The sequence below is a fragment of the Hymenobacter sp. UV11 genome, assembly GCF_004684095.1.
Classification (GTDB): Bacteria; Bacteroidota; Bacteroidia; order Cytophagales; family Hymenobacteraceae; genus Hymenobacter.
The window spans coordinates 195,767-215,842 of sequence record NZ_SRII01000006.1; the positions used below are offsets into that span (position 1 = coordinate 195,767).

Consider the following 20,076-nt stretch of genomic DNA (forward strand, 5'->3'; position numbering starts at 1 on the left):
GGCCGAAGGTTTAGCTAATTTTCCTACCCCCTACTGGTACAGTCGAGTTGTCTCGTCGGCCAGAAACTGCGCAAACCGCGCCTGCATAGCCTGAAACTCGGCCACGGCCGCCGCGCCGGCTTCGGTGAGGGTGGCGCCACCGCCGTGGGCGCCGCCCGCGTGCGCGCCTACCAGCGGCTGCCGCGCCTGGGCATTCATAGAACTCACTAAATCCCAGGCTTTTTTGTACGACATGCCCATTTCCTTGGCGGCCTTCGAGATGGAGCCCGTGGCCTGAATGCGCTCCAGCAGCTCTAGCCGGCCAATGCCCAGAAAACGGTCGGCGGGGCCTTCTATCCAGAGGCGGCCATTGGCGCGGAAGGCTTGGTTTTCGGCAAAAAGCTCGTGCATGGCAAACGGAAAAACCAACGCCACGTACCAAGGCGCTGGTTGTCAAAAGTAAGGCTCGCGCAAAAAACGGGTCCCTACCCCCCAGGTGGGGAAGTAAGCACGGCCTTAACTTTTGCGGCGGTGGGGGCTTTAGCAACGGGGCCTCCGAGCCAACCATCCTCTTCTCTCGATTGAGTAACCTATGGAATACGACGTTCTCGTCATTGGGGCCGGTAGCGCCGGGCTGAGCGCGGCCCTCACGCTGGGGCGCTGCCGCCGCCGCGTGCTGCTGGCCGACGGGGGGGCGCCGCGCAACGCCCCCTCGGGCGCTGTGCACAACTTTCTGACCCGCGACGGCGTGCGCCCGGCCAAGCTGCTGGAGCTGGGCCGAGCGCAGCTGGCTCCCTACCCCACCGTTAGCGTTCAAGAGCTAAAAATCAGTGAATTAAAAAAGCTGGCGAGTGGCTTTCGGGCCACCGGCACTACCAGCCAGGGGCACGCCTGGTCGGGCACGGCCCGCCGCGTGCTGCTGGCCACCGGCGTCGATGACGTGCTGCCGCCCCTACCCGGCTTCCGCGAGTTGTGGGGCTCGGGCGTGTTGCACTGCCCCTACTGCCACGGCTACGAGGTGCGCGACCAGCCGCTGGCCGTGTTTGGCCGGGGCAAAACCGCCGTGGGCCTGGCACTGCTGCTCACCAACTGGAGCAGCGATATTGTGGTCGTGACCGACGGCCCCGGTCACCTCACTGCCTACGGCCGGCAGCGGCTGCGCCAGCACCACATTGGCCTGCGCCAGGAACCGGTAGCGGGCCTGGTGGGCGGCCCCGACGGCCTGTTGCGCTGCGTCGAATTCACCGATGGCAACTACCTGGAGCGCAAGGCCCTGTTTCTGCACGCGCCGCAGGAGCAGCGCAGCTCGCTGGCCGCCGACCTGGGCGCCAAGCTCAACGGCAAAGGCGCCGTGTGGGTCGATAAGAATTCGCAAACCAGCATTCCGGGCCTCTACGCGGCCGGCGACACTACGCCCGGCCAGCAGCAGGCCCTGATTGCCGCCGCCGAAGGCAACAAAGCCGCCATATGTTTGAATGAGGCGCTCACCAAAGAGCAAGTAAGCAGCGCAGGGTAAGCTAAAGCTTGCCGGAAAGTGTACGGTAAGCGTTAGCTTGCCGCAACTGGCGCGACGCTGCCCAACCAGAACTGAATGCGGCAAGCTAAAGCTTACCCTACGCTTCTACTCAGCCACTTGTAAGCAACGGCCTCATCGGTAAAAGTGGCGATTTCGCAATCGGTATCGGTGGCCGACACGATGGCCGTTACGGTTTGCTGCGCCCGCAGCGGCGAAATGAGAAAGGCCAGCCGCGCAGCCTCGGGGTAGCGACCACGAAGCATAGGGGCAAACACACTGCTAAACCAGGCGTTGACGGTGGGCTCGGTGAGGTCTTCGCGGCGGCGCAGGTCGAGCAGCCAGCGGCCGCAGCTGGCGGCATCGGCGGTGGCCAGCACGGCTTCGTAGCCGGCTTGCAGCTCACTGGGCGTGACGGCCCGCTGCCAGCGCGCAATAACGGCGGGCAGGTCGGGGCGGTGCAGCAGGTCGAGGCCGACGGAAGTCATTGGCGCGATAAGCTCGACTAAAGCGGGCTTGTACGCAAGATAGGCCGCTTTTCCTTACCCCCCAAGCCTACCTTTGCCTGCCTTGGCGGTTCTTATTCTTTCGCGTCATTATAGTTGCCCATGCCTCCTAGTGTGCCTCCCGCTACCAAACACGACCCCTACGCGGCCCTGCGCGTGCTCGACTTTCGGCGTTACGTCACGGCTCGCGCCTTATTCTCGATAGCCACTCAAATTCAGGGGGTAGTAGTCAGCTGGCAGATTTTCAAGCTCACCAACGACCCGCTGGCGCTGGGCCTCATCGGGCTGGCCGAGGCCATTCCGAGCATCACGGTGTCGCTGTATGCCGGGCACGTGGCCGACTCGGTGCGCCGCAAAAACATTGTGGTGCCGGCCGTGGTGGTGCTCTTTCTGTGCGCCGTCACGCTGTGGTGGCTGGCGCACCCCTTGCAGCAGGCGCTGCTGGAGCAGGGCCGCGTGCACCTCGACGCCGTGAATGCCACCATTGTGTGGCCGCTCTACCTGGTCATTTTCGTGAGCGGCATCGCGCGGGGCTTTATGGGGCCGGCGCTGTTTTCCTTCATGCCGCAGCTGCTGCCCGAGCGCAGCTTGCTCGCCAATGCCATCACCTGGAGTTCCACTACCTGGCAGGCGTCGGCGGTCATCGGGCCGGCCATTGGCGGCTTGCTGCTGCACCGCAGCATCGAGTTTGCCTACGGCGTCGATACGGTAATGGAGGGGCTGGCGCTGTTATTCTTCATTAGCATTGCGGGCCGCGAGCTGCCCCCCATTGAGGGGGAGCGCCTGAGTCTGGGCGAAAGCATTCTGAGCGGGGTGAAGTTTATCTTCAGCAACCAGCTGGTGCTGGCCGCTTTATCGCTCGATATGTTCGCGGTGCTCTTTGGCGGGGCAGTGGCGCTACTGCCCTTTTTCGCCAGCAACATCCTGCACGGCGGCCCCGATGCCTTCGGCTACCTGCGCGCCGCGCCTGCCGTGGGCTCGGTGCTCATGGCCGTGTGGCTCACGTTTTCGCCCCTCAAAGAGGGCGCGGGCCGCAAGCTGCTGTGGGCCGTGGCGGGCTTCGGCGCGGCCACCATCGCCTTCGCGCTTTCAACTAATCTCTACCTCTCGCTATTCCTGCTGTTCCTGACGGGCGTGTTCGATTCGGTATCCGTCATCGTGCGCTCGACGCTGGTGCACACCTACACGCCCGAGTACATGAAAGGTCGGGTTTCGGCGGTAAATAACATTTTTATCGGCTCCAGCAACGAAATCGGCAGCTTCGAGAGCGGCGCCACGGCCAAGCTCATGGGCACCGTGCCCAGCGTAGTCTTCGGCGGGATAATGACGCTGGTAGTAGTGGGCTTCACTGCTTGGCGCGCCGACCAGCTGCGCAACCTGCAAGAAGGCGCCGAGAAGAAGTAGCTCTTTGGCGTCGAAAAAGAACGGTTATGCTGAGCTTGTCGAAGCATCTCTCCCGCGCAAGTAATTAGACTTGTTCCTAAATAGGGTTTGTTGTTCTCTGTGTGAGATGCCAGTTCCAAATGCCGCAGGCGATAGCCATTATCCTGTCGTTAAACGCGTTGGATTTATTGCGGTAGGTTTGGGCGACGCAGCCCAGGCGTTTGGCCCCGCTGATAGCGTGTTCGACCCGGACGCGGCGGCGCGCATGAGCGCAATTGTCAGCGCGTTGGGCGTCAGTCAGGGCCGCAACGGGGCATTTTTTGCTGCGTCGGGGCTTGCGATGGGGCAAACTCGTGGCTGGCAGGTCGTAGTCCCGGACCAGACCCAGATAGCCCAAGTCAGCCAGCAAGTCAAACAGGTCGAGGAGGCCCAGGTTTACATCAAATTCATTTTTAAGTAGTTGGTAGTCGTGTGTAGACCCGCTGGTAGTGGGTCCCAGGTAGTGAATGTAGCGGCTGGGGTCGGCGATGAGCGTGTTTTTACGGGGGAGTCTTTTTTTTGCCCGAATAGTCCGCCTGCCGGTCGACCACGGCTTGCGGCCGGTGGTGGGGCCGCTCGGTGGCATCGAGCAAGAGCACGGGCACGTCGGCAAAAAGGGCGTGCATCTCGGCCAACGAGGCAATGGCCCGCACGGGCAGCACCCCTTTCGCCTGTAGCGTCCGCTCGAGGGCCTTGGCCAAGCGGTGGGCATTTTCGCAGGCTTTGGAACGGGACAAGCCGAACGTGGCCGCCAACACGTCGAAGGTGGGGTACGTTTTCAGGTAGTAGAGGCTGAATAAAAGCTTTTGTTGTGGACTGGCTAACACGCCTTTACGCCCTGCGCCAGTCTTGCGCTGCCGGGGGCGCTGCTCGGAAAAACGCGCATCCGCTTCTTGCTGGCAACCACTCGTAAAGGGCTCAGCCAAGGCACAAAAAGCGGCCATATCCAACCCCGTTAGTGACCGCATTTGTCGGTCATCAATTATCGTATTCACGTCAAGCATTCCCAAAAATACTATTTGGGAACAAGTCTATTCTTTACATTGAGATTACTACGCGGGCGAGATGCTTCGACAAGCTCAGCATAACCGTTCTTTTCAAACCTTTAATTTCCAACCGCCACCGCAACCCGCCCGCTTTTGCGCTTAGGCTTACGCGTCCGGTTCAGCCACATAAGCACGCCCGTGACCGGGAACGTAAGGCTGCACAGCGTCACCACCAAGGCCAGAATTTTGGTCCAGATACCGCCGATTTCGCCGGTATGCAGCGGTTTGGTGAGGCGGCGCAATTGCGCGCCCGCCGTTTGCCAGCTGTATAGGTGCTGCGCCAGTACCGCGCCGGTGGTGCGGTCCACGAACAGCGTATCGAGGCCCAGGCTCCGCAGTGGCAGGGTGCTAGGCGCGCTCACGGCCACTGCCGCGGCCGGGTCTTTGGGTGCGCCGATGCGCCAAAAATCAGCTGTGGGGTAGGTGGCCTGCCCGGTACGCAGGGCCGCATCGTAGGCTACTATGCTACCGCCTTCGGCTGCCGAGCGGGGGGTAGGGAGCCCCACCGTCGGCCGCGAATCAGTGAGCCAAAACAGGCTTTCGGTGGCCCAGCGGTACGACATAATCACACCCGTGAAGGCCAGCCCAAACAGGAAGAGCGAACAGTAAAACCCCAGCACGATGTGCAAATCGTGGGTAATGCGCTTGCCGCTGGCGCCCCACTTGATGCGCAGCCGGCCCGTGAGCAGGGCGCGCGTTTTGGGCCACCACAGCACAATGCCTGTGGCCGTAATGACGAGGATAAACAGCGCCGACAGCCCCGTGAGCGTCTTGCCTACCTCACCGGCCAGCAGGCGGCGGTGCAGGTCTTCGGCGAACTTGAATACGGGCAATTGCTTTTCTTTTTGTAAGCCAACTACTTGGGCGGTGTAAGGATTGACGAAGGCCGTGCTGCCGCGCTCGGGCCGGCCCTTTTGTGGGCCGCGGCCTTCGCCACGACCTTCGCCCCGCTCGCCGCCACCGCCACCTTCGCCGCCTTCCTGGCCGCGCGGCCGGGGCTCCCTACCCCCCATTTCGCCGCGGGGCGGGCCATCGGGGCGGGATTTGCCGTCGCGGTAGCTCAACTCCACGGTGCGGGCCAGGTCGGCATATACCTTGAAGCCGAGGACTTTTGCTGCAGGGTTAGCTTGCTCAAACTGGCTGGCCAGCTGGGCCAGTGCCAGCCGGGGCTGGCCGGCCGGCACCGCCACGCTGTAGCGCGCCGGGTAGAGCGCGTGCGTAATCTCTTCCTCAAAAACCAGCACCGTGCCTGTCAGGCATTGCACGAAGAACACCAAGCCGGCCGCCAAAGCCAGATATAGGTGAATGCGGCGAAAAAACACTTTCATAACGGCCAAGTCGATTTAATGCAGCCGCAATTTAGAACGATTTCAAATAACATCCGTCGCAATAATCGACAAACACCTACTCACAGCGCACGTAGGGCCGCAATTTCACGAAGTCTTCTTCTTTCAAAATCTTGATTTGCCGCAGGTCGTCGGGCGTTTTAAAAGGCCCGTGCTGCTTGCGAAACGCCACAATGAGCCGGGCCAGCGGCTTGCGCACCAGCGGGTGCGGCCACAGCTCATCAAACGTGGCCGAGTTCACGAGCACCGGGCGGGGCGCGTAGCCGGCCGCCACGAAAGTGTATTTGCGTAGGCTGTCCACGAGGTCGGGCGCATCGCGCAGCATGAAGTAATCGGTAAGCTGGCTTTCAGCCACGTAGCCGCCCAGCTCGGCGCGGTACTTCACCAGCCCCTTGGCGCGGCCCCGGCCAATGCCTTTTATCTGCATCAACTGAGTAGTATCGGCCAGGTTAAGGTCGAAAGGCTGCAAGTGCGCCGGCTTGCGCGCCACTTTCTCGAAGGCCCTACCCCCCTCGCCGGCCCCGAAGCGGCCACCCGCCGCGTAGCCAGCGCTGCCGCGCCCCGGCAGCGCCTCAGGCAGCTGCATGAACGGCGCCAGCCGCTGGTACACCGAGTCGGGCAGGCCGTACACGCGCTGCACCTGGCTTTTGGCCCGGAAGCCACCGGCCTTCTGCCCGTAGTTGACGATGCGGCCGGCTACGAAGTGCGGCACGCCGCGCGCTTCCCAGCCCTCAGCCGTGAGGGCGTTGGGGTCAAATGGCGCCAGGCGCACCTGCGGCACCGCGGGGTAACGGCTGCCACCACCGCGCGGCCGCGCCGGATAGCGCTCGGCAAAGGCGTGGGTACTGGCGGCGCGCCCCGAGTCGAGGCGGGCGCTGAGGTCCTGGCTCCAGGCGTCGAGCTGGTGCTGGTCGGCGGCGGGCAAGTAGACGGGGTCGGTGGGGCGCAGCAGTGGGGGTAGGGCGGCAATGGCCAGGACTACGAGCAGCAGCAAGACGAAACCGCTGGTTTCGGCCCGCGAAAAGCCGAAGTAGCGCCGCAGCCAGCGCCAGGCGGGCCAGCGGTTTCCGGGCGGGCGATGAGGCGGCGGCGAAGCAGGCATAGCAGAACCGCTGGATTAGTACAATCAAATCCAGCAACCCGCAAGTATAGCCCCGGCAATTCGTTTTTACCTCATAGTCGAGGCCCGTCGGCGCTAAACCGGCGTTGCTACCGATTGGTAGAGCTTGACAAGCTGCACGGCGGCGAAGTCCACTTCCTGCTCCGTGTTGAGCTTGCTCATCGAAAAGCGCACGGTGGGCCGGTTGGGGTCGGCGCCCAGGGCTTCGAGCACGTGCGAGCCGAGTTGCGCACCGCTGGTGCAGGCCGATCCGCCCGACGCCGCTACCTTATTGATATCCAGGCTAAAGAGCAGCATCTCGCTGATGCTGGAGGGGGGTAGGCTCACGCTGAGCACCGTATAGAGGCTTTGGTCGGCCTCGGTCGAAAGGCCATTGAACTGCACATCGGCAATGCCAGCCCGCAGCTGGCTGATAAACCGGTCCTTGAGCGCCTGCACGTGCCGCTGGTGCTCAGCCATATCGTGGCAGGCAATTTCCAGTGCTTTGGCCAAGCCCACAATGCCGTACACATTCTCGGTGCCCGAGCGCACATTGCGCTCCTGCGAGCCGCCGTGGATGAGCGGTGCCACCTCCACGCCGCCGCGCCGGTACAGGAACCCTACCCCCTTCGGCCCGTGAAACTTGTGCGCCGAGCCTACCAGAAAGTGGTTGCTCAGCTGCTGCACATCGTGGGGGTAGTGGCCCATCGTCTGCACCGTGTCGGTGTGGAAGATAGCGTCGTGCCGGGCGCAGATGTCGCCGATGGCTTGAATATCGTTGAGGTTGCCCAGCTCGTTGTTGCCGTGCATCAGGCTCACGAAGGTGCGTGGGTGGGCGGCCAGCAGTTCGTCGAGGTGCGCCAGGTCGAGGCGGCCCTGGGCGTCGTGGCGCAGGTAGCTGAGCGCGGTTTCGCCGCTTTTGGCCAGCGCTTGCAGCGGGTGCAGCACGGCGTGGTGCTCCAGCGACGACGTGATGGCGTGTTTCAGCCCCAGCGTGCGCACGCTGCCAAAAATGGCGTAGTTATCGGCCTCCGTGCCGCCCGAGGTAAACGTAATCTCGCTCGGCGCGGCATTAATCAGCTGCGCCACGGTTTTGCGCGCCTGCTCAATAGCCGACCGCACCTGCCGCCCCGGCCCGTGCAGCGAGCTGGGGTTGCCGTAGTGCTGAGCCAGGTAGGGCAGCATGGCATCCAGCACAGCGGGGTCGAGGGGGGTAGTAGCGGCGTTGTCGAAGTAGGCGTGCATAGGGTAGGGTAAGCTTTAGCTTGCCGTCGGTAGCAAAAATGAATCGCGCAACACGGCAAGCTAAAGCTTACCCTACACGCTAATTAGTCGAAATAATCTCTTTAATATCGGCAATAATTTTCTGAGCCAGATGCTCCGCCGTGGCGTTCGAGTCCGACTCCGCATAAATGCGAATAATGGGCTCGGTGTTGGACTTGCGCAGATGCACCCACTCTTTATCAAACTCGATTTTTACGCCATCAATCGTGTTCACCGGCTGCTTGGCATAGCGTTTCTCCATCTGCACCAGCACGCGGTCGGTGTCGATGTCGGGCGTTAGCTCAATCTTGTTTTTCGAGATAAAATAGCTGGGGTAGGAGTTGCGCAGCCGGCTCATGGTGAGGCCCGACTTCGCCAGGTGCGTCAAAAACAGCGCAATGCCCACCAGCGCGTCGCGGCCATAGTGCAGCTCGGGGAAGATGATGCCGCCGTTGCCCTCGCCGCCGATGATGGCGTTGGTTTCCTTCATCTTGGTCACCACGTTCACCTCGCCCACCGCCGCGGCGGTGTAGGTGCCGCCGTGCTTCTCGGTCACGTCGCGCAGGGCGCGGGTGCTGCTGAGGTTGCTCACTGTGTTGCCGCCGCCGTGGTAGCCCAGCACGTAGTCGGCCACGGCTACCAGCGTGTATTCTTCGCCAAACATCTCGCCGTTTTCGCTCACCAGCGCCAGGCGGTCCACATCGGGGTCCACCACAATGCCGAGGTCGAAGCCACCTTTTTCGAGCACTCTAGCAATGTCGCGCAGGCTCTCGGGCAGCGGCTCGGGGTTGTGGGCAAAGTCGCCAGTGGGCTCGCAGTGAATTTTCTCCACCGTCTCCACGCCCAGCGCCGCCAGCAGCTGCGGCACCGCAATGCCCCCGCTGCTATTCACGGCATCGACCACCACCCGAAAATTCTTGGCCTTAATGGCGGCAATATCCACCAGCGGCGAAGCCAGAATGGCGGCAATGTGCTCGGCCAGGAAGGTATCGTCGGTGGTGTACTTGCCCAGCTTGGTCACGGGCGCATACTCAATGCTATCGCCTTCGGCCAGCGCCAGCACCTGCTCGCCGGCCGCGGCCGACAAAAACTCGCCGTGCGCGTCGAGCAGCTTTAGCGCGTTCCACTGCTTGGGGTTGTGCGAGGCCGTGAGGATAATGCCGCCGGCCGCCTGCTTGGCGGGCACGGCCATCTCCACGGTGGGGGTAGTGCTGAGGCCCAGGTCGAGTACGTCAAAGCCCAGCCCTTGCAGGGTGGCGGCCACAAGGCGGCTCACCATTTCGCCCGAAAGGCGGGCGTCGCGGCCAATGACAATGAGTTTGCTGCCCGACTGCTGCGTGGCCGCCCAGGTACCGTAGGCCGCCGTATACTTTACTACGTCGAGGGGGGTAAGCCCTTGGCCGGCCGGACCACCGATGGTGCCACGAATGCCGGAAATAGATTTTATTAGGGTCACTTTTTCTCTTTTAAGCTGTACAAAAGTAGGCAATTTGGCCTTTCTAGCCTTTCCTTTTTAGCTTCGTGGCTGGTTAGCCAGCGTGCTACGAAGGCCTAAGCTGGGCCACACAACCAACTGATAGGCGCTTTGCTCCGACCAGCAAGAACAATTAGCCTGCGCTTTTTTTATGGAAAATTCTTTGCTCACCGCTGCCCGCCGCCCCGACCAGCTCGCGGCGTTCGGCCGCCTGCTCGATGTGCTCGACCGCCTGCGCCAGGAATGCCCCTGGGATAAAAAGCAGACGCTCGAAAGCCTACGCCACCTCACCATCGAGGAAACGTACGAAATCAGCGACGCTATTCTGCGCCACGACCTGCCCGACCTCAAAAAGGAGCTGGGCGATGTGATGCTGCATCTCACATTCTACGCCCGCATTGCCGCCGAGCAAGGCGCCTTCGACATCGCCGACGTGCTCAATGCGCAATGCGAGAAGCTCATTTATCGCCATCCGCACATCTATGGCGATGTGAAAGCCGACGACGAAGCCGCCGTGAAGCGCAACTGGGAGCAGCTCAAGCTCAGGGAAAAGGGCAATACCGGCGGCGTGCTCGGCGGCGTGCCCACTTCCTTACCCGCTCTTGTAAAGGCCATGCGCATTCAAGAAAAAGCCCGTGGCGCAGGCTTCGACTGGGAAGACCCGGCCCAGGTCTGGCTCAAGGTGCAGGAAGAGCTGGCCGAGTTTGGGGCCGAATACGGCCACGGCCAGCCCCCCGCCGATGAGGCCCAGGCCACCCGCGCCACCCAAGAGTTTGGCGACCTATTATTCTCACTGGTCAACTTTGCGCGCTTTGCTGGCATTAATCCGGAAGAAGCATTGGAGCGTACTAACCGAAAATTTATTCGGCGCTTTCAATACCTGGAAACGGCCGCCCTTCAAGCTGGCCAAGCCCTGCCCGACCTCACGCTGGTCCAAATGGATACGTACTGGAATGAGGCTAAACAAAGCGAAACCACGCCCAGCTAATTCCCTGAATTATCGGCAACTGGTTGTAAAAGTCCTATCCCCTACCTCCCTGCTGGGCAGCGAAGGTGCCAACCTCCGCCCCGCACCTTACGTTTGCCGTTCATCCGCAATTCAGGTGAGCTTTCGGCCTTCAAAAATCTCCCCGCTACCATGCTGATGAGTGGTAACTCACTCAAAAAAAATTCTATTAAGTCTGGATTTTACTGGCTTCGGCGTAGATTCGGCCCCGAAACCTCTGCTTGCGGGGGTAGCATCAGGTAGCATACACTAAACAGCTGCTTCGTAATACTTTCTTTTTTTCCCCTTCAACCAACCCCCCACCTCCTACACTTACTGGACTCATGGAACAGAAAAATGCTGTAAACCCGGGCGCTCGGCCCGCTGCGCCGGCCGCACCTAAGGCCGCACCCGCCAAGAGCAGCGGTGGCGCCTCGCTGTTTTCGGTCATCGTTATCATCCTTGCCTTTATTGCTAGTATCGTAATATTCGTATTCGTACTCGGCGATGGCAGTCACTACGTAGGTGGCAACCCCGAGAACAACGCAAAACCCGGCGACTACCTGGGCATTGTGCACAAGGGTGGAGTTATCGTACCGGTACTGATGACCATGTTGCTTTGCGTTATCACTTTCTCGATTGAGCGCGCGCTGACCATCTCGAAAGCCAAAGGCAGCAAGAGCATCGAAGAATTTGTACGCGGTGTGCGTCAAAAGCTGAATTCTAACGACATCAACGGTGCCATCGCCATCTGCGACCAGCAGAAAGGCTCGGTAGCCAACGTAGTTCGCGCCGGCCTGAAGAAATACCAGGAAATGGGTCGCGAAACCACGATGAACACCGACCAGCGCGTACTGGCCATCCAGAAAGAAATTGAGGAGAGCACCGCGTTGGAGCTGCCTATGCTCGAAAAGAACCTGGTTATTATCTCGACGCTGGCCTCTATCGCCACGCTGGTAGGTCTGCTCGGTACGGTATTCGGTATGATTAAGGCCTTCTCGGCACTGGCCCAGGCTGGTAACCCCGACGCAACGGCCCTGGCATCGGGTATCTCGGAAGCCCTCATTAACACGGCACTCGGTATCGGTACGTCGGCCCTGGCCATCGTAGCCTACAACTTCTTCACCAGCAAGATTGACGAGTTGACCTACAGCATTGATGAGGCTGGCTTCAGCATCATCCAAACCTTTGCTGCTCAGCACGGCAACAAAGGCCAGGAGTCGTAAGCTACTGGCACGAAAAAAGGGGCGGAGGCGTTTCGCCGTCCCCGCCCTACTTTTTTTCCTGGACTCGTGTGCAATTAGTGTGCAGCCGGCATCAGTACTAGTGAGCGGCTCTCGCCAAGGCCAACAGCCTGCGACCCGCTGATGGTAACACCTTCTCCCTCTTGCATATGGCTCCGCCCAGTCATTTTAACCTCTTCCGGCAATGCCTAAAGTAAAACCGCACCGCACCTCGCCGTCGCTCGACATGACGCCGATGGTTGACCTAGCGTTTCTGCTGGTAACATTCTTTATGTTGACCACGCAGTTCCGCCCCGATGAAGCTGTGGTAGTTGACCCGCCATCTTCGACATCGGATTTTATGGCTCCCGACAGCGATATTCTGACCCTGACTATCGACGACAAGAAGCGCGTCTTCTTTGGCTACGATAAAGCTCCGGTGAAAGAAGCAGCCATCAAGGCAGTAGCCGCTAAATACGGGGTTTCGTTTACGCCTACCCAGATAAAGCAGTTTTCGCTGATGCCTAACTTCGGCGTGCCGATTGGGCAGCTTGGTAGCTACCTCGATAAGAATACCGAAGAGCGTAAGGCACTGAACCCTAAGCTACCCGGTGTTCCTTATGACTCGCTTAACAATCAAGTGATTGACTGGGTACTGGAAGCTCGCAAGGCTAACGCCGCCATTTTCAAGAAACCTACTTTCTTGGTTATTAAAGGCGATGGCAATGCTGATGTGAAAACCGTGCAAACGGTTATCAAAATTCTTCAGGAAAAGGACATCAACCGCTTCAACCTGCAGACCAGCCTGGAAATGAAGCCAACTTCTGTTCAATAAACGTCTGAAATCATGGCTGAAATACAACAAAAAGGCGACTCCGGTAAGGGAGGCAAGAAGCGGGCAAAGAAAATGTCGACCAAAATCGACATGACGCCCATGGTTGACCTTGCCTTCCTACTCCTGACCTTCTTCATGCTCACGACCACCTTCGCCAAGCCTAACGTGATGCAGCTCACGATGCCGGTTAAGGAGAAGAACCCGAACCCCGAGGAGCAAACCAAAATCAAAGCGTCGCAGGCTGTTACTATCATCCTGGCGCCCAATGATAAGGTTTTCTACTACTTCGGTTTGAACGAGCCCAACGACAAGAGCGTGGCTGTACCTGAAATCAAGGTTACAGACTTCTCGGCCAATGGTATCCGCCAGGTACTGCTGGCCCGCCAGAAGCAACAGCCCGAGCCCATTATTCTGATTGAGCCTTATTCCTACGATGGGAAAGATGCCAAGTACAAGAATATGGTTGACATTCTGGATGAGATGAACATCACCAATCAAAAGAAGTACGCGTTGATTGACATCTCGAAGAAAGACATTGACCTCATTAAAAAACAGAACCTGCTATGATGGACAATGCGCAGCTGGCTAATGCCAGCTTGAACGACATCGTATTCGAGGGGCGTAATAAAGAGTACGGCGCTTTTCAGCTTCGGCGTATCTATGGGCGCAACGTAACGCGGGCGCTCATCGTTGGTACGGCCCTGCTGGCGCTCCTAGTATTCATTCCGGCCATCGCCAAGATGCTGGAAGACCGGAAGCCGAAGGAAGTACTCAACCTGAAGGAGAACGTCCTCATGGATGCTCCTCCCTTGGACAATGCTACCCCTCCCCCGCCTCCCCCACCGCCACCCGAAACGCCCCCACCCCCGCCGCCCAAGCTGACGACCGTGAAGTTTACTCCGCCGGTTGTAAAGAAGGACGAAGAGGTAAAGAAGGAAGAAGTTCCGGACCAAGACGAGCTGAAGGATAAAACGGTAGCTACCGTGACCGTAAAAGGCAACACGGACGCCCCCGACCTCAGCGCCCTGAGTGGCGAAGGCAACAAGGTGGTAGAAGAGGTTGTTGAAGCCAAAGTCTACACCTACGTAGAGCAGATGCCAGCCCTCCCCGGTGGTGGCGGCATGGGTGCCATCGTAAACGCTATTCAGAAAAACTTCCGCTACCCTGCGGTTGACCTGCGCAACCAGGTAGAAGGCCGGGTTTTCGCCAGCTTTACGGTAGATGAGAACGGCGACGTTTCGGACGTAAAAATTGTGAAAGGCCTGACTGGTACAGTTGACGCCGAAACTATCCGTTCCATCAAAGCGCTGCCGAAGTTTATCCCAGGCAAGCAGAATGGCCGGGCAGTGAAAGTATCGTTTACGGTACCGGTAACGCTGAAAATTCAGTAGTCTGAAACTGCTATAAGGAGAAGGCCCTGGCTGCAATGCAGCCAGGGCCTTTTTGCGTACGCGGCAAAAAAATAATGCTGCATAAAAGTGTGGCGGTGATGTGGAAAAAAGAGTGCGATAGCATCAGTCTGGTAGCTAGCTGCTTTCAACATTTTCCCTCACTTATTCTTTTTGCCCACCATGCCACTTCTTCCCGCATTCTTGTTCGACAGCCTTGACGAGGTTGTATTTGAAGGCCGCAACCAAGCCTACGGCGCCTACCAACTGCGTCATGATTACCAGCGCAACCTTGCTTCGGCCGGGGGCATCACGCTGCTGCTATTTGCCTTTTTACTGCTTAGCTGGGCAGCTTGGCGGCAGCTGGTGCCCACAGCCACGCCGATGGTTATTCTCACGCACAAGGTGACTCCTATCATTCCACCAGCAACTGTTGTAATAGAGCACCCGAAAGTAGCCGAGCCGCAGCAGCCCCGCGCCCGGGCTGTTGCCACGCACCCGGCGCCAGCTATTCCTCATGAAGTAGTGAAAGATGATATGCCTCAGCCACGCCCTACCCCCACCCCGCTGGCTGGCGTGCCAGATGGACCCGTGGGACCAGCCACCCCGAATGCGACTGATGCGCTTGCATCGTCTACCGAAGTTGGCGGCAAAGTAGGGGGTAGCGAAACAGGTACGGTTACTACTGCCACGTCCAGTGAGCCGTTTATAGTCGTTGAGAAAATGCCGGAGTTTGCGGGTGGGCAGGAGGCCATGCTGCGCTACCTGCGCAGCCACTTGCGCTACCCTGGCGCGGCGCTGGCCGAAGGGATTGGAGGACGCGTGTTTTTGAGCTTCGTAGTGCAGGCCGATGGCTCTATCTCCGAGGTAACGGTGCTCAAGGGCTTGGGCTACGGCCTCGATGAGGAGGCACAACGCGTAGTGCGCCAGATGCCTAATTGGACGCCGGGCTACCAAAGTAAGCACGCCGTACCGGTGCGCTTTACCTTGCCCATCACGTTTCAATATCAGTAAAGTAAGTGCGGATAGTAGGAAACTGAGATTTTGTGACCTTTTTTGCAGGCTAATTGCTAGCCCGCACTACTCATCGAACAAATCAGGTATTTGCGCGGGTTACGGTATAGTATCACATTTGCTATCCCATGCCCCAATCCACCACCGAAGAGCGCCTTGGTTCTCCCCAGCGCATAGTGCGCTTCTTCACCCTGATTATGTCGCTGGTTTACACCGCATTGGGCATTTGGCTGTGGGTCACCGCCAAACACCAGTCGGCGGCCGGCGCCTTGCTACCCCTGGGTCCCAAAACCCGCATGGTGCTTGGCACCGTATTCATCCTCTACGGCATCATTCGCTTCGTACGTACCATTCGTAGCCAATTTCGCAAACCCACGCGCAATGAGTTTAACTAATCTGTTTTCTCGGCCAGACCGCCTGGTGCTGGCGGCGCTGCTCGTAACATCGTGCCTGCTGCCAAGCTGCCACCCCGACCGGGGTGCTGGCACCAGTGAGGACTTTACCGACACGCCTACGAGCGGCCACGTGGGCATTAGCGTAGACGAAACGTTTGCGCCTGTACTAGAATCGCAGGTAGATACGTTTCAGAAGCTCTACGTCGATGCGCATCTGAAAGTGAGCTACCAACCAGAAGACAACGTTTTTCTGGAGCTGCTCAACGACAAGGTGAAGGCCATCGTCGTTTCGAGAGACTTGAATGACGCAGAAAAAAAGGAATTGGATAAGCAGACCATGATACCGCGCACCACAAAAGTGGGCATCGATGGCCTGGCCATTATTCTGCATCCATCTAACCCCGACTCGCTGCTGACTCTCACGCAGCTAAGCAGTATTTTTGGGGGCCAGACTACCCAGTGGAACCAGGTCAGTGGCCAGAAGAAGCTCGGCGTCATTAACGTGGTATTCGATGCGAACCGCAGCAGCACCAGCCGCTTCGTGCGCGATACGCTGCTGCATGGCGGCGCGCTCAGCACCAAGGCCTTCGCGGCGCAGTCAAATCCTAAGCTGCTTGACTACGTGGCTACCCACCCCAATGCCATTGGCGTAGTGGGTGTAAACTGGATTTCGGATTTTGACGACCCCAATGTGCGCGGCTTTCTGAAGCGGGTGCGGGTAGCCGGCATCACGGCGCGGCCCAATCCGACGAAAGATGATTACATCAAGCCCTACCAGGTGTACCTGGCACCTAAGCCGCCGGCGATGCTGCAGGCGCACCCCGAGCTGCAGAACTACCCGCTGCGCCGCGATATATTCATCATCAGCCGGGAGGCGCGCGCCGGTTTGGCCTCCGGATTCTTATCGTTTGTGGCCGGCCAAAAGGGCCAACTCATTTTTCAAAAAGCCGGCCTGATGCCTGCCAATATGCAAGCGCGCATCGTGACCACCAACAAGCGCAAGTGAACTACCTTCCTCTTGGCTGCGTAGTATAGTTACGCATCTTTCACCAAAAATTTACCCTTTTCTTTCCTACCCTATGTCTTTTAAGCCCTGGAAACCGCTGCTGCTGACCGCCCTCACCGTAGGAGCCGGCGCTACGGCCGCCACCGCACAGAGCGTAGCTTCTGCTCAGAAAGCTATCGAGCTAGGCCGCTACAAAGAGGCCCGTGCCGCTCTGCGCGGCAATAGCAGCCCCGAAGCCAGCTTCGAGCTAGGCCGCATCTACCAGATGCGCGAGTTACCCGATTCGGCTTCTTATTACTTCAGCCGTGCCGCTGGCTCTACCCCCTTCGGAATGGTAGCTGAAGGCCGCGCCCTTTTGGCTAAAAACCGCGCCAGCGAGGCCGATGCCAAGTTTGACGCTGCTGCCAAAGCGACCAAAAACAAAGACGCCAAGGTGCTGACCATGATTGCGCAGGCCTACGGCGAGTCGGACGTGAAGGATATTACCCGTGCCCTGACCTACGAGAAGGCCGCTGAGGCCCTCGGCAAAGGCAAGGACAATCCTGAGCTGATGATTGCCCGTGGCGACATCTACCTGCATTCGGACCAGGGTGGCGGTGAGGCCATGAGCAGCTTTGACCGCGCCACCGCCGCTAACCCTAACAGTGCCGAAGGCTTTTACAAGAAGGGCGTTCTAAACGTGCGTAGCCGCAACGGTGCCGCTGCTAAGGAGAACCTGGATAAAGCTATTGCGCTCGACCCGAACTACGCCCCGGCTTACAAGGAGTTGGCGGAGATGTACTATTCGGCCGGCCAGTACCCAAAAGCGCTGGAGACTTTCCAGCAGTACCAGGCCAAAGCAGAGAAGTCGTCTGATACCGATGCTGAATATGCGTCGTTCCTGTACCTGACCAAAAAGTATCCTGAGTCGATGGCAGAAATTGATAAGGTGTTGGCTGTTGAGCCCAATAACCTGACGATGAATCGCCTCAAGGCTTATACCCTGTACGAAACCAATGATTATACGGGCGCTGCTACGGCAATGGACAAGTATATGAAGCTGGCTCCGGCCGAGAAAATCATCCCGGAAGACTACTCGTATCAGGCTAAGATTCTGCTCAAGTCGGGCCGGAGCGATGAGGCTCTTTCGGTATTGCAGAAAGCAATTTCGCTGACCACTGACCCGGACAAGAAAGCCGACTTGCAGAACGACCTCGCAGCCGCTTACATGGCGCAAAAGAACTACCCGGCTGCTATTGGTATCTACAAGGCCAAGCTCAGGACCCCGCAGGGTGACCTCACTGACCAGTTCCGCCTTGCTACCGCCTTCAGCAACAGCAAGCAATATGTGCAGGCCGACAGCGTGTATGGCATCATCACCACGGCTAAGCCTACCTACGCTCCTGCTTGGCAGGCTCGCGCTCAGGCCAACTTCTACCAGGACCAGGATTCTAAGCAGGGCTTGGCCAAGCCTTACTATGAGAAATATATCGAAGTTGCTGGCACCGACCCCGACAAGTACAAGAGCGGCTTGGTTGAGGCTAACAACTACCTCGGCTACTACAGTCTGCAGAAGGGTGACAAGCCAACCGCTACCACGTACTACGAGAAAGTACTGGCTATTGACCCCGCTAACAAGGATGCCGCCAACGCGATGAAAATCATCAAGGCTCCGGCCCGTTCGGCAGCTCCGGCTCGTAAAACGACTGCTACCCGCAAGAAGTAGCAGCTGCTTAACCAGCCACCTATCAAAGAGGCCCCGCGCAAGTTGCGCGGGGCTTCTTTGTGTTTAGAGGGGGGGGTAGGGCTGGCTACTGCGCGGCAGCCCAGGCTTCCCATTTGGCCAGCGCGGTCGCAAAGTCAGTGGGTAGCTCGGCTTCAAAATGCAGTCGCTCGCCAGTGGTGGGGTGCACCAAGCCCAGTGAGCGCGCGTGCAGTGCCTGCCGGGGCAGCGCGGCAAAGCAGCCCTCTACGAATGTTTTGTAGGCGCCCGTAGCCTGCCCAAAGCGAATCTTATCGCCGCCGTAGGTAGCATCGTTGAAGAGCGCGTGCCCGATATACTGCATATGGGCCCGAATCTGGTGGGTGCGGCCGGTTTCGAGACGGCACTCCAGCAACGTAACGGGGCCGTAGCGCTGGCGCGCCTGATAGTGCGTCACGGCAGCTTTGCCTTGCTCACCGTCGGGGTACACGGCCTGCACCTTGCGGTCGCGCAGGCTGCGCCCCACGTGGCCGCGCACGGTGCCCGCGTCTTCCTCAAACTTGCCCCACACCAGCGCCAGGTAGCTGCGCTCAATGGTGTGGTGAAAAAACTGCTGCGAGAGGTGCGTCATGGCCCACTCGGTTTTGCCAATCACCAGCAACCCCGACGTATCCTTGTCGATGCGGTGCACCAAGCCGGGCCGAATCTCGCCGTTGCGGCCCGTGGGCAGGTTGGCCAGGTGGTAGGCGAGGCCGTTCACCAGCGTGCCCTCCCAGTGGCCGTAGGCCGGATGCACGACCATGCCAGCGGGCTTATTCACAATGAGCAGCTCGTCGTCCTCGTAGCGAATGTCGAGGTCCATCGGCTCGGGCACTATACCGCCCGTGCGCGGCGGCTCGGGCAGCGTGATGGTGATAACGTCGGCCGGCCGTACCCGGTAATTGGGTTTGGTAACGTGGCCATTCACCTGCACCGCTTCGGCTCGAATGGCATCCTGAATCTTGGTGCGCGAGGCATTCGCCAGGCGGTTGAGCAAGAACTTATCGAGACGCAGCAGCTCCTGGCCGCGGTCAACTACAACGCGATGGTGCTCATATAATTCGTCTTCCTCACCGGCTTCGTCAGGCTCCAGGTCGGGGTCGGGGGGTAGGGACATAAGGCAGCAGAGGGGGGTAGGAAACACGAAAAAAGCCGGAGCCACTGGCTCCGGCTTTCTAGCCACTGAAAAGCGACTACTACTTGGTTTTCGTTTTGGTCTTGCCAGCGGGTGCGGGGGGCACGCCGGTCGAAGGAGCCTTGGGCGCCTGGATAGAAGAACCCGGCGCGTTAGCGGTCGGCGTGATACCCATCTTCTTCAAGATGATGTCCGACACGTCACCATCCTTGGGGCCGTGCAGCAGCACCGGGTTGCTACCCGAGTCCGAGTTCAGCACGTAGGTGTAGCCACTCTCTTCGGCCACGGCATCAATGGTCTTCTGAATCTTGTCGAGCACCGGACGCAACAGGGCCTGCTGCTTTTGCTGCATCGACTGCTGGGCGCTCTGGCCAAACTCCTGAATGCTCTGGCCCAGGGTAGTCAACTCCTTTTCCTTGTCAGCCTTGATAACGGGAGTCATCGTAGACTGACCTTTCTGGTAAGCTTCCAGCTTGGTCTGGTACTCGGTCTGCTTGCTCTTAATCTGGGCTTCGAGTTGCGTACCGTAGGCTTTCAGGTCCGATTCTATCTGCTTGCTCTCGGGCATCTGGCTCAGCACGTACTCCACGCTGGTGTAGCCGATTTTAAGGGGGGCCTGGGCCTGGGCGCTCGGAGCGAAGAACGAACCGGCAATAAGCAGCGCGGCGGCGAAGGTCAGGTGAAGGTTTTTCACGCGTTTTACGAAGGAAGTCAAGGTTTTGAAAAA

At 59.2% G+C, this 20,076-nt stretch carries 21 protein-coding genes; 11 read left to right on the forward strand and 10 right to left on the reverse strand.

The features are described 5' to 3' along the window. Positions 1 to 30: 30 nt before the first annotated feature. Positions 31 to 390: a winged helix-turn-helix domain-containing protein gene (locus tag E4631_RS12790; RefSeq protein WP_133656804.1), complete on the reverse strand. Its 360-nt coding sequence runs from the start codon at positions 388 to 390 to the stop codon at positions 31 to 33. 181 nt (positions 391 to 571) lie between these two features. Between E4631_RS12790 and E4631_RS12795 the strand changes: the two genes are divergently transcribed. Continuing rightward, positions 572 to 1,495 carry an NAD(P)/FAD-dependent oxidoreductase gene (locus E4631_RS12795; RefSeq protein WP_133656803.1) on the forward strand — a complete coding sequence of 308 codons (924 nt, stop codon included), beginning with the start codon at positions 572 to 574 and terminating at the stop codon, positions 1,493 to 1,495. 92 nt (positions 1,496 to 1,587) lie between these two features. Here the strand turns inward: E4631_RS12795 and E4631_RS12800 are convergent, their stop codons facing one another. Next, positions 1,588 to 1,980 (reverse strand): hypothetical protein, encoded by a 393-nt coding sequence (locus tag E4631_RS12800; RefSeq protein ID WP_133656802.1) that lies wholly within the window; start codon positions 1,978 to 1,980, stop codon positions 1,588 to 1,590. Between the two features lie 132 nt (positions 1,981 to 2,112). Here E4631_RS12800 and E4631_RS12805 point away from each other — a divergent pair, with 132 nt between their 5' ends. Then, positions 2,113 to 3,402, forward strand: a complete 1,290-nt coding sequence (locus tag E4631_RS12805; RefSeq protein WP_240734860.1) for an MFS transporter — start codon at positions 2,113 to 2,115, stop codon at positions 3,400 to 3,402. 76 nt (positions 3,403 to 3,478) lie between these two features. Here E4631_RS12805 and E4631_RS27045 read toward each other — a convergent pair whose 3' ends face one another. The 6 genes from E4631_RS27045 to glmM all read right to left on the reverse strand — a co-directional run bounded on the left by E4631_RS27045 (position 3,479) and on the right by glmM (position 9,630). After that, on the reverse strand, positions 3,479 to 4,006 hold the full coding sequence (locus tag E4631_RS27045; protein ID WP_166648016.1) for a transposase family protein: 528 nt from the start codon (positions 4,004 to 4,006) through the stop codon (positions 3,479 to 3,481). Next, the gene (locus E4631_RS12815; protein WP_166648015.1) at positions 3,921 to 4,364 is read right to left on the reverse strand and encodes a transposase family protein; all 444 of its coding nucleotides are present in this window, start codon (positions 4,362 to 4,364) and stop codon (positions 3,921 to 3,923) included. The genes E4631_RS27045 and E4631_RS12815 overlap by 86 nt, the downstream gene beginning before the upstream one ends. A gap of 161 nt (positions 4,365 to 4,525) precedes the next feature. Further along, a complete protein-coding gene (locus tag E4631_RS12820) occupies positions 4,526 to 5,794 on the reverse strand; it encodes a PepSY domain-containing protein (RefSeq protein ID WP_133656798.1) in 1,269 nt (422 codons plus the stop codon). A 76-nt stretch (positions 5,795 to 5,870) separates the two neighbouring features. Further along, the gene (locus tag E4631_RS12825; RefSeq protein ID WP_133656797.1) at positions 5,871 to 6,914 is read right to left on the reverse strand and encodes a helix-hairpin-helix domain-containing protein; all 1,044 of its coding nucleotides are present in this window, start codon (positions 6,912 to 6,914) and stop codon (positions 5,871 to 5,873) included. A gap of 93 nt (positions 6,915 to 7,007) precedes the next feature. Then, the gene (locus E4631_RS12830; protein WP_133656796.1) at positions 7,008 to 8,156 is read right to left on the reverse strand and encodes a cysteine desulfurase family protein; all 1,149 of its coding nucleotides are present in this window, start codon (positions 8,154 to 8,156) and stop codon (positions 7,008 to 7,010) included. A gap of 79 nt (positions 8,157 to 8,235) precedes the next feature. Further along, entirely contained in the window at positions 8,236 to 9,630 is a 1,395-nt protein-coding gene (glmM, locus tag E4631_RS12835) for a phosphoglucosamine mutase (protein ID WP_133656795.1), read from the reverse strand. 169 nt (positions 9,631 to 9,799) lie between these two features. Here glmM and mazG point away from each other — a divergent pair, with 169 nt between their 5' ends. From mazG to E4631_RS12880, 9 genes are all read left to right on the forward strand, one after another. Then, on the forward strand, positions 9,800 to 10,636 hold the full coding sequence (mazG, locus tag E4631_RS12840; protein ID WP_133656794.1) for a nucleoside triphosphate pyrophosphohydrolase: 837 nt from the start codon (positions 9,800 to 9,802) through the stop codon (positions 10,634 to 10,636). Between the two features lie 341 nt (positions 10,637 to 10,977). Further along, positions 10,978 to 11,859 carry a MotA/TolQ/ExbB proton channel family protein gene (locus E4631_RS12845; protein ID WP_133656793.1) on the forward strand — a complete coding sequence of 294 codons (882 nt, stop codon included), beginning with the start codon at positions 10,978 to 10,980 and terminating at the stop codon, positions 11,857 to 11,859. Between the two features lie 202 nt (positions 11,860 to 12,061). Continuing rightward, positions 12,062 to 12,691, forward strand: coding sequence for a biopolymer transporter ExbD (locus E4631_RS12850; protein WP_133656792.1), 630 nt, complete (start codon positions 12,062 to 12,064; stop codon positions 12,689 to 12,691). Between the two features lie 12 nt (positions 12,692 to 12,703). Continuing rightward, entirely contained in the window at positions 12,704 to 13,258 is a 555-nt protein-coding gene (locus E4631_RS12855; RefSeq protein WP_133656791.1) for a biopolymer transporter ExbD, read from the forward strand. Further along, on the forward strand, positions 13,255 to 14,082 hold the full coding sequence (locus tag E4631_RS12860) for a TonB family protein (protein WP_240734864.1): 828 nt from the start codon (positions 13,255 to 13,257) through the stop codon (positions 14,080 to 14,082). The genes E4631_RS12855 and E4631_RS12860 overlap by 4 nt, the downstream gene beginning before the upstream one ends. 180 nt (positions 14,083 to 14,262) lie before the next feature. Next, a complete protein-coding gene (locus E4631_RS12865; protein ID WP_133656790.1) occupies positions 14,263 to 15,093 on the forward strand; it encodes an energy transducer TonB in 831 nt (276 codons plus the stop codon). A gap of 128 nt (positions 15,094 to 15,221) precedes the next feature. Then, positions 15,222 to 15,488 carry a hypothetical protein gene (locus tag E4631_RS12870; protein WP_133656789.1) on the forward strand — a complete coding sequence of 89 codons (267 nt, stop codon included), beginning with the start codon at positions 15,222 to 15,224 and terminating at the stop codon, positions 15,486 to 15,488. Beyond that, positions 15,475 to 16,494, forward strand: coding sequence for a PstS family phosphate ABC transporter substrate-binding protein (locus E4631_RS12875; RefSeq protein WP_133656788.1), 1,020 nt, complete (start codon positions 15,475 to 15,477; stop codon positions 16,492 to 16,494). Before E4631_RS12870 ends, E4631_RS12875 begins: the two co-directional genes overlap by 14 nt. Before the next feature lie 73 nt (positions 16,495 to 16,567). Next, on the forward strand, positions 16,568 to 18,199 hold the full coding sequence (locus E4631_RS12880) for a tetratricopeptide repeat protein (RefSeq protein WP_133656787.1): 1,632 nt from the start codon (positions 16,568 to 16,570) through the stop codon (positions 18,197 to 18,199). 85 nt (positions 18,200 to 18,284) lie between these two features. Here the strand turns inward: E4631_RS12880 and E4631_RS12885 are convergent, their stop codons facing one another. Continuing rightward, positions 18,285 to 19,331 carry an RluA family pseudouridine synthase gene (locus tag E4631_RS12885; RefSeq protein ID WP_133656786.1) on the reverse strand — a complete coding sequence of 349 codons (1,047 nt, stop codon included), beginning with the start codon at positions 19,329 to 19,331 and terminating at the stop codon, positions 18,285 to 18,287. Between the two features lie 79 nt (positions 19,332 to 19,410). Further along, on the reverse strand, positions 19,411 to 20,043 hold the full coding sequence (locus E4631_RS12890) for an OmpH family outer membrane protein (protein WP_133656785.1): 633 nt from the start codon (positions 20,041 to 20,043) through the stop codon (positions 19,411 to 19,413). Between the last annotated feature and the right edge of the window lie 33 nt (positions 20,044 to 20,076).

Bases quoted from the DNA above. Each gene is read 5' to 3' on its own strand.
- E4631_RS12830 (WP_133656796.1), bottom strand. From the start codon at position 8,156: ATGCACGCCTACTTCGACAACGCCGCTACTACCCCCCTCGACCCCGCT.
- E4631_RS12790 (WP_133656804.1), bottom strand. From the start codon at position 390: ATGCACGAGCTTTTTGCCGAAAACCAAGCCTTCCGCGCCAATGGCCGC.
- E4631_RS12855 (WP_133656791.1), top strand. From the start codon at position 12,704: ATGGCTGAAATACAACAAAAAGGCGACTCCGGTAAGGGAGGCAAGAAG.
- E4631_RS12870 (WP_133656789.1), top strand. From the start codon at position 15,222: ATGCCCCAATCCACCACCGAAGAGCGCCTTGGTTCTCCCCAGCGCATA.
- E4631_RS12880 (WP_133656787.1), top strand. From the start codon at position 16,568: ATGTCTTTTAAGCCCTGGAAACCGCTGCTGCTGACCGCCCTCACCGTA.
- E4631_RS12845 (WP_133656793.1), top strand. From the start codon at position 10,978: ATGGAACAGAAAAATGCTGTAAACCCGGGCGCTCGGCCCGCTGCGCCG.
- E4631_RS12875 (WP_133656788.1), top strand. From the start codon at position 15,475: ATGAGTTTAACTAATCTGTTTTCTCGGCCAGACCGCCTGGTGCTGGCG.
- E4631_RS12865 (WP_133656790.1), top strand. From the start codon at position 14,263: ATGCCACTTCTTCCCGCATTCTTGTTCGACAGCCTTGACGAGGTTGTA.
- E4631_RS12885 (WP_133656786.1), bottom strand. From the start codon at position 19,331: ATGTCCCTACCCCCCGACCCCGACCTGGAGCCTGACGAAGCCGGTGAG.
- E4631_RS12860 (WP_240734864.1), top strand. From the start codon at position 13,255: ATGATGGACAATGCGCAGCTGGCTAATGCCAGCTTGAACGACATCGTA.
- E4631_RS12820 (WP_133656798.1), bottom strand. From the start codon at position 5,794: ATGAAAGTGTTTTTTCGCCGCATTCACCTATATCTGGCTTTGGCGGCC.
- E4631_RS12815 (WP_166648015.1), bottom strand. From the start codon at position 4,364: ATGGCCGCTTTTTGTGCCTTGGCTGAGCCCTTTACGAGTGGTTGCCAG.
- E4631_RS12850 (WP_133656792.1), top strand. From the start codon at position 12,062: ATGCCTAAAGTAAAACCGCACCGCACCTCGCCGTCGCTCGACATGACG.
- E4631_RS12825 (WP_133656797.1), bottom strand. From the start codon at position 6,914: ATGCCTGCTTCGCCGCCGCCTCATCGCCCGCCCGGAAACCGCTGGCCC.
- E4631_RS27045 (WP_166648016.1), bottom strand. From the start codon at position 4,006: ATGCCACCGAGCGGCCCCACCACCGGCCGCAAGCCGTGGTCGACCGGC.
- E4631_RS12800 (WP_133656802.1), bottom strand. From the start codon at position 1,980: ATGACTTCCGTCGGCCTCGACCTGCTGCACCGCCCCGACCTGCCCGCC.
- mazG (WP_133656794.1), top strand. From the start codon at position 9,800: ATGGAAAATTCTTTGCTCACCGCTGCCCGCCGCCCCGACCAGCTCGCG.
- E4631_RS12795 (WP_133656803.1), top strand. From the start codon at position 572: ATGGAATACGACGTTCTCGTCATTGGGGCCGGTAGCGCCGGGCTGAGC.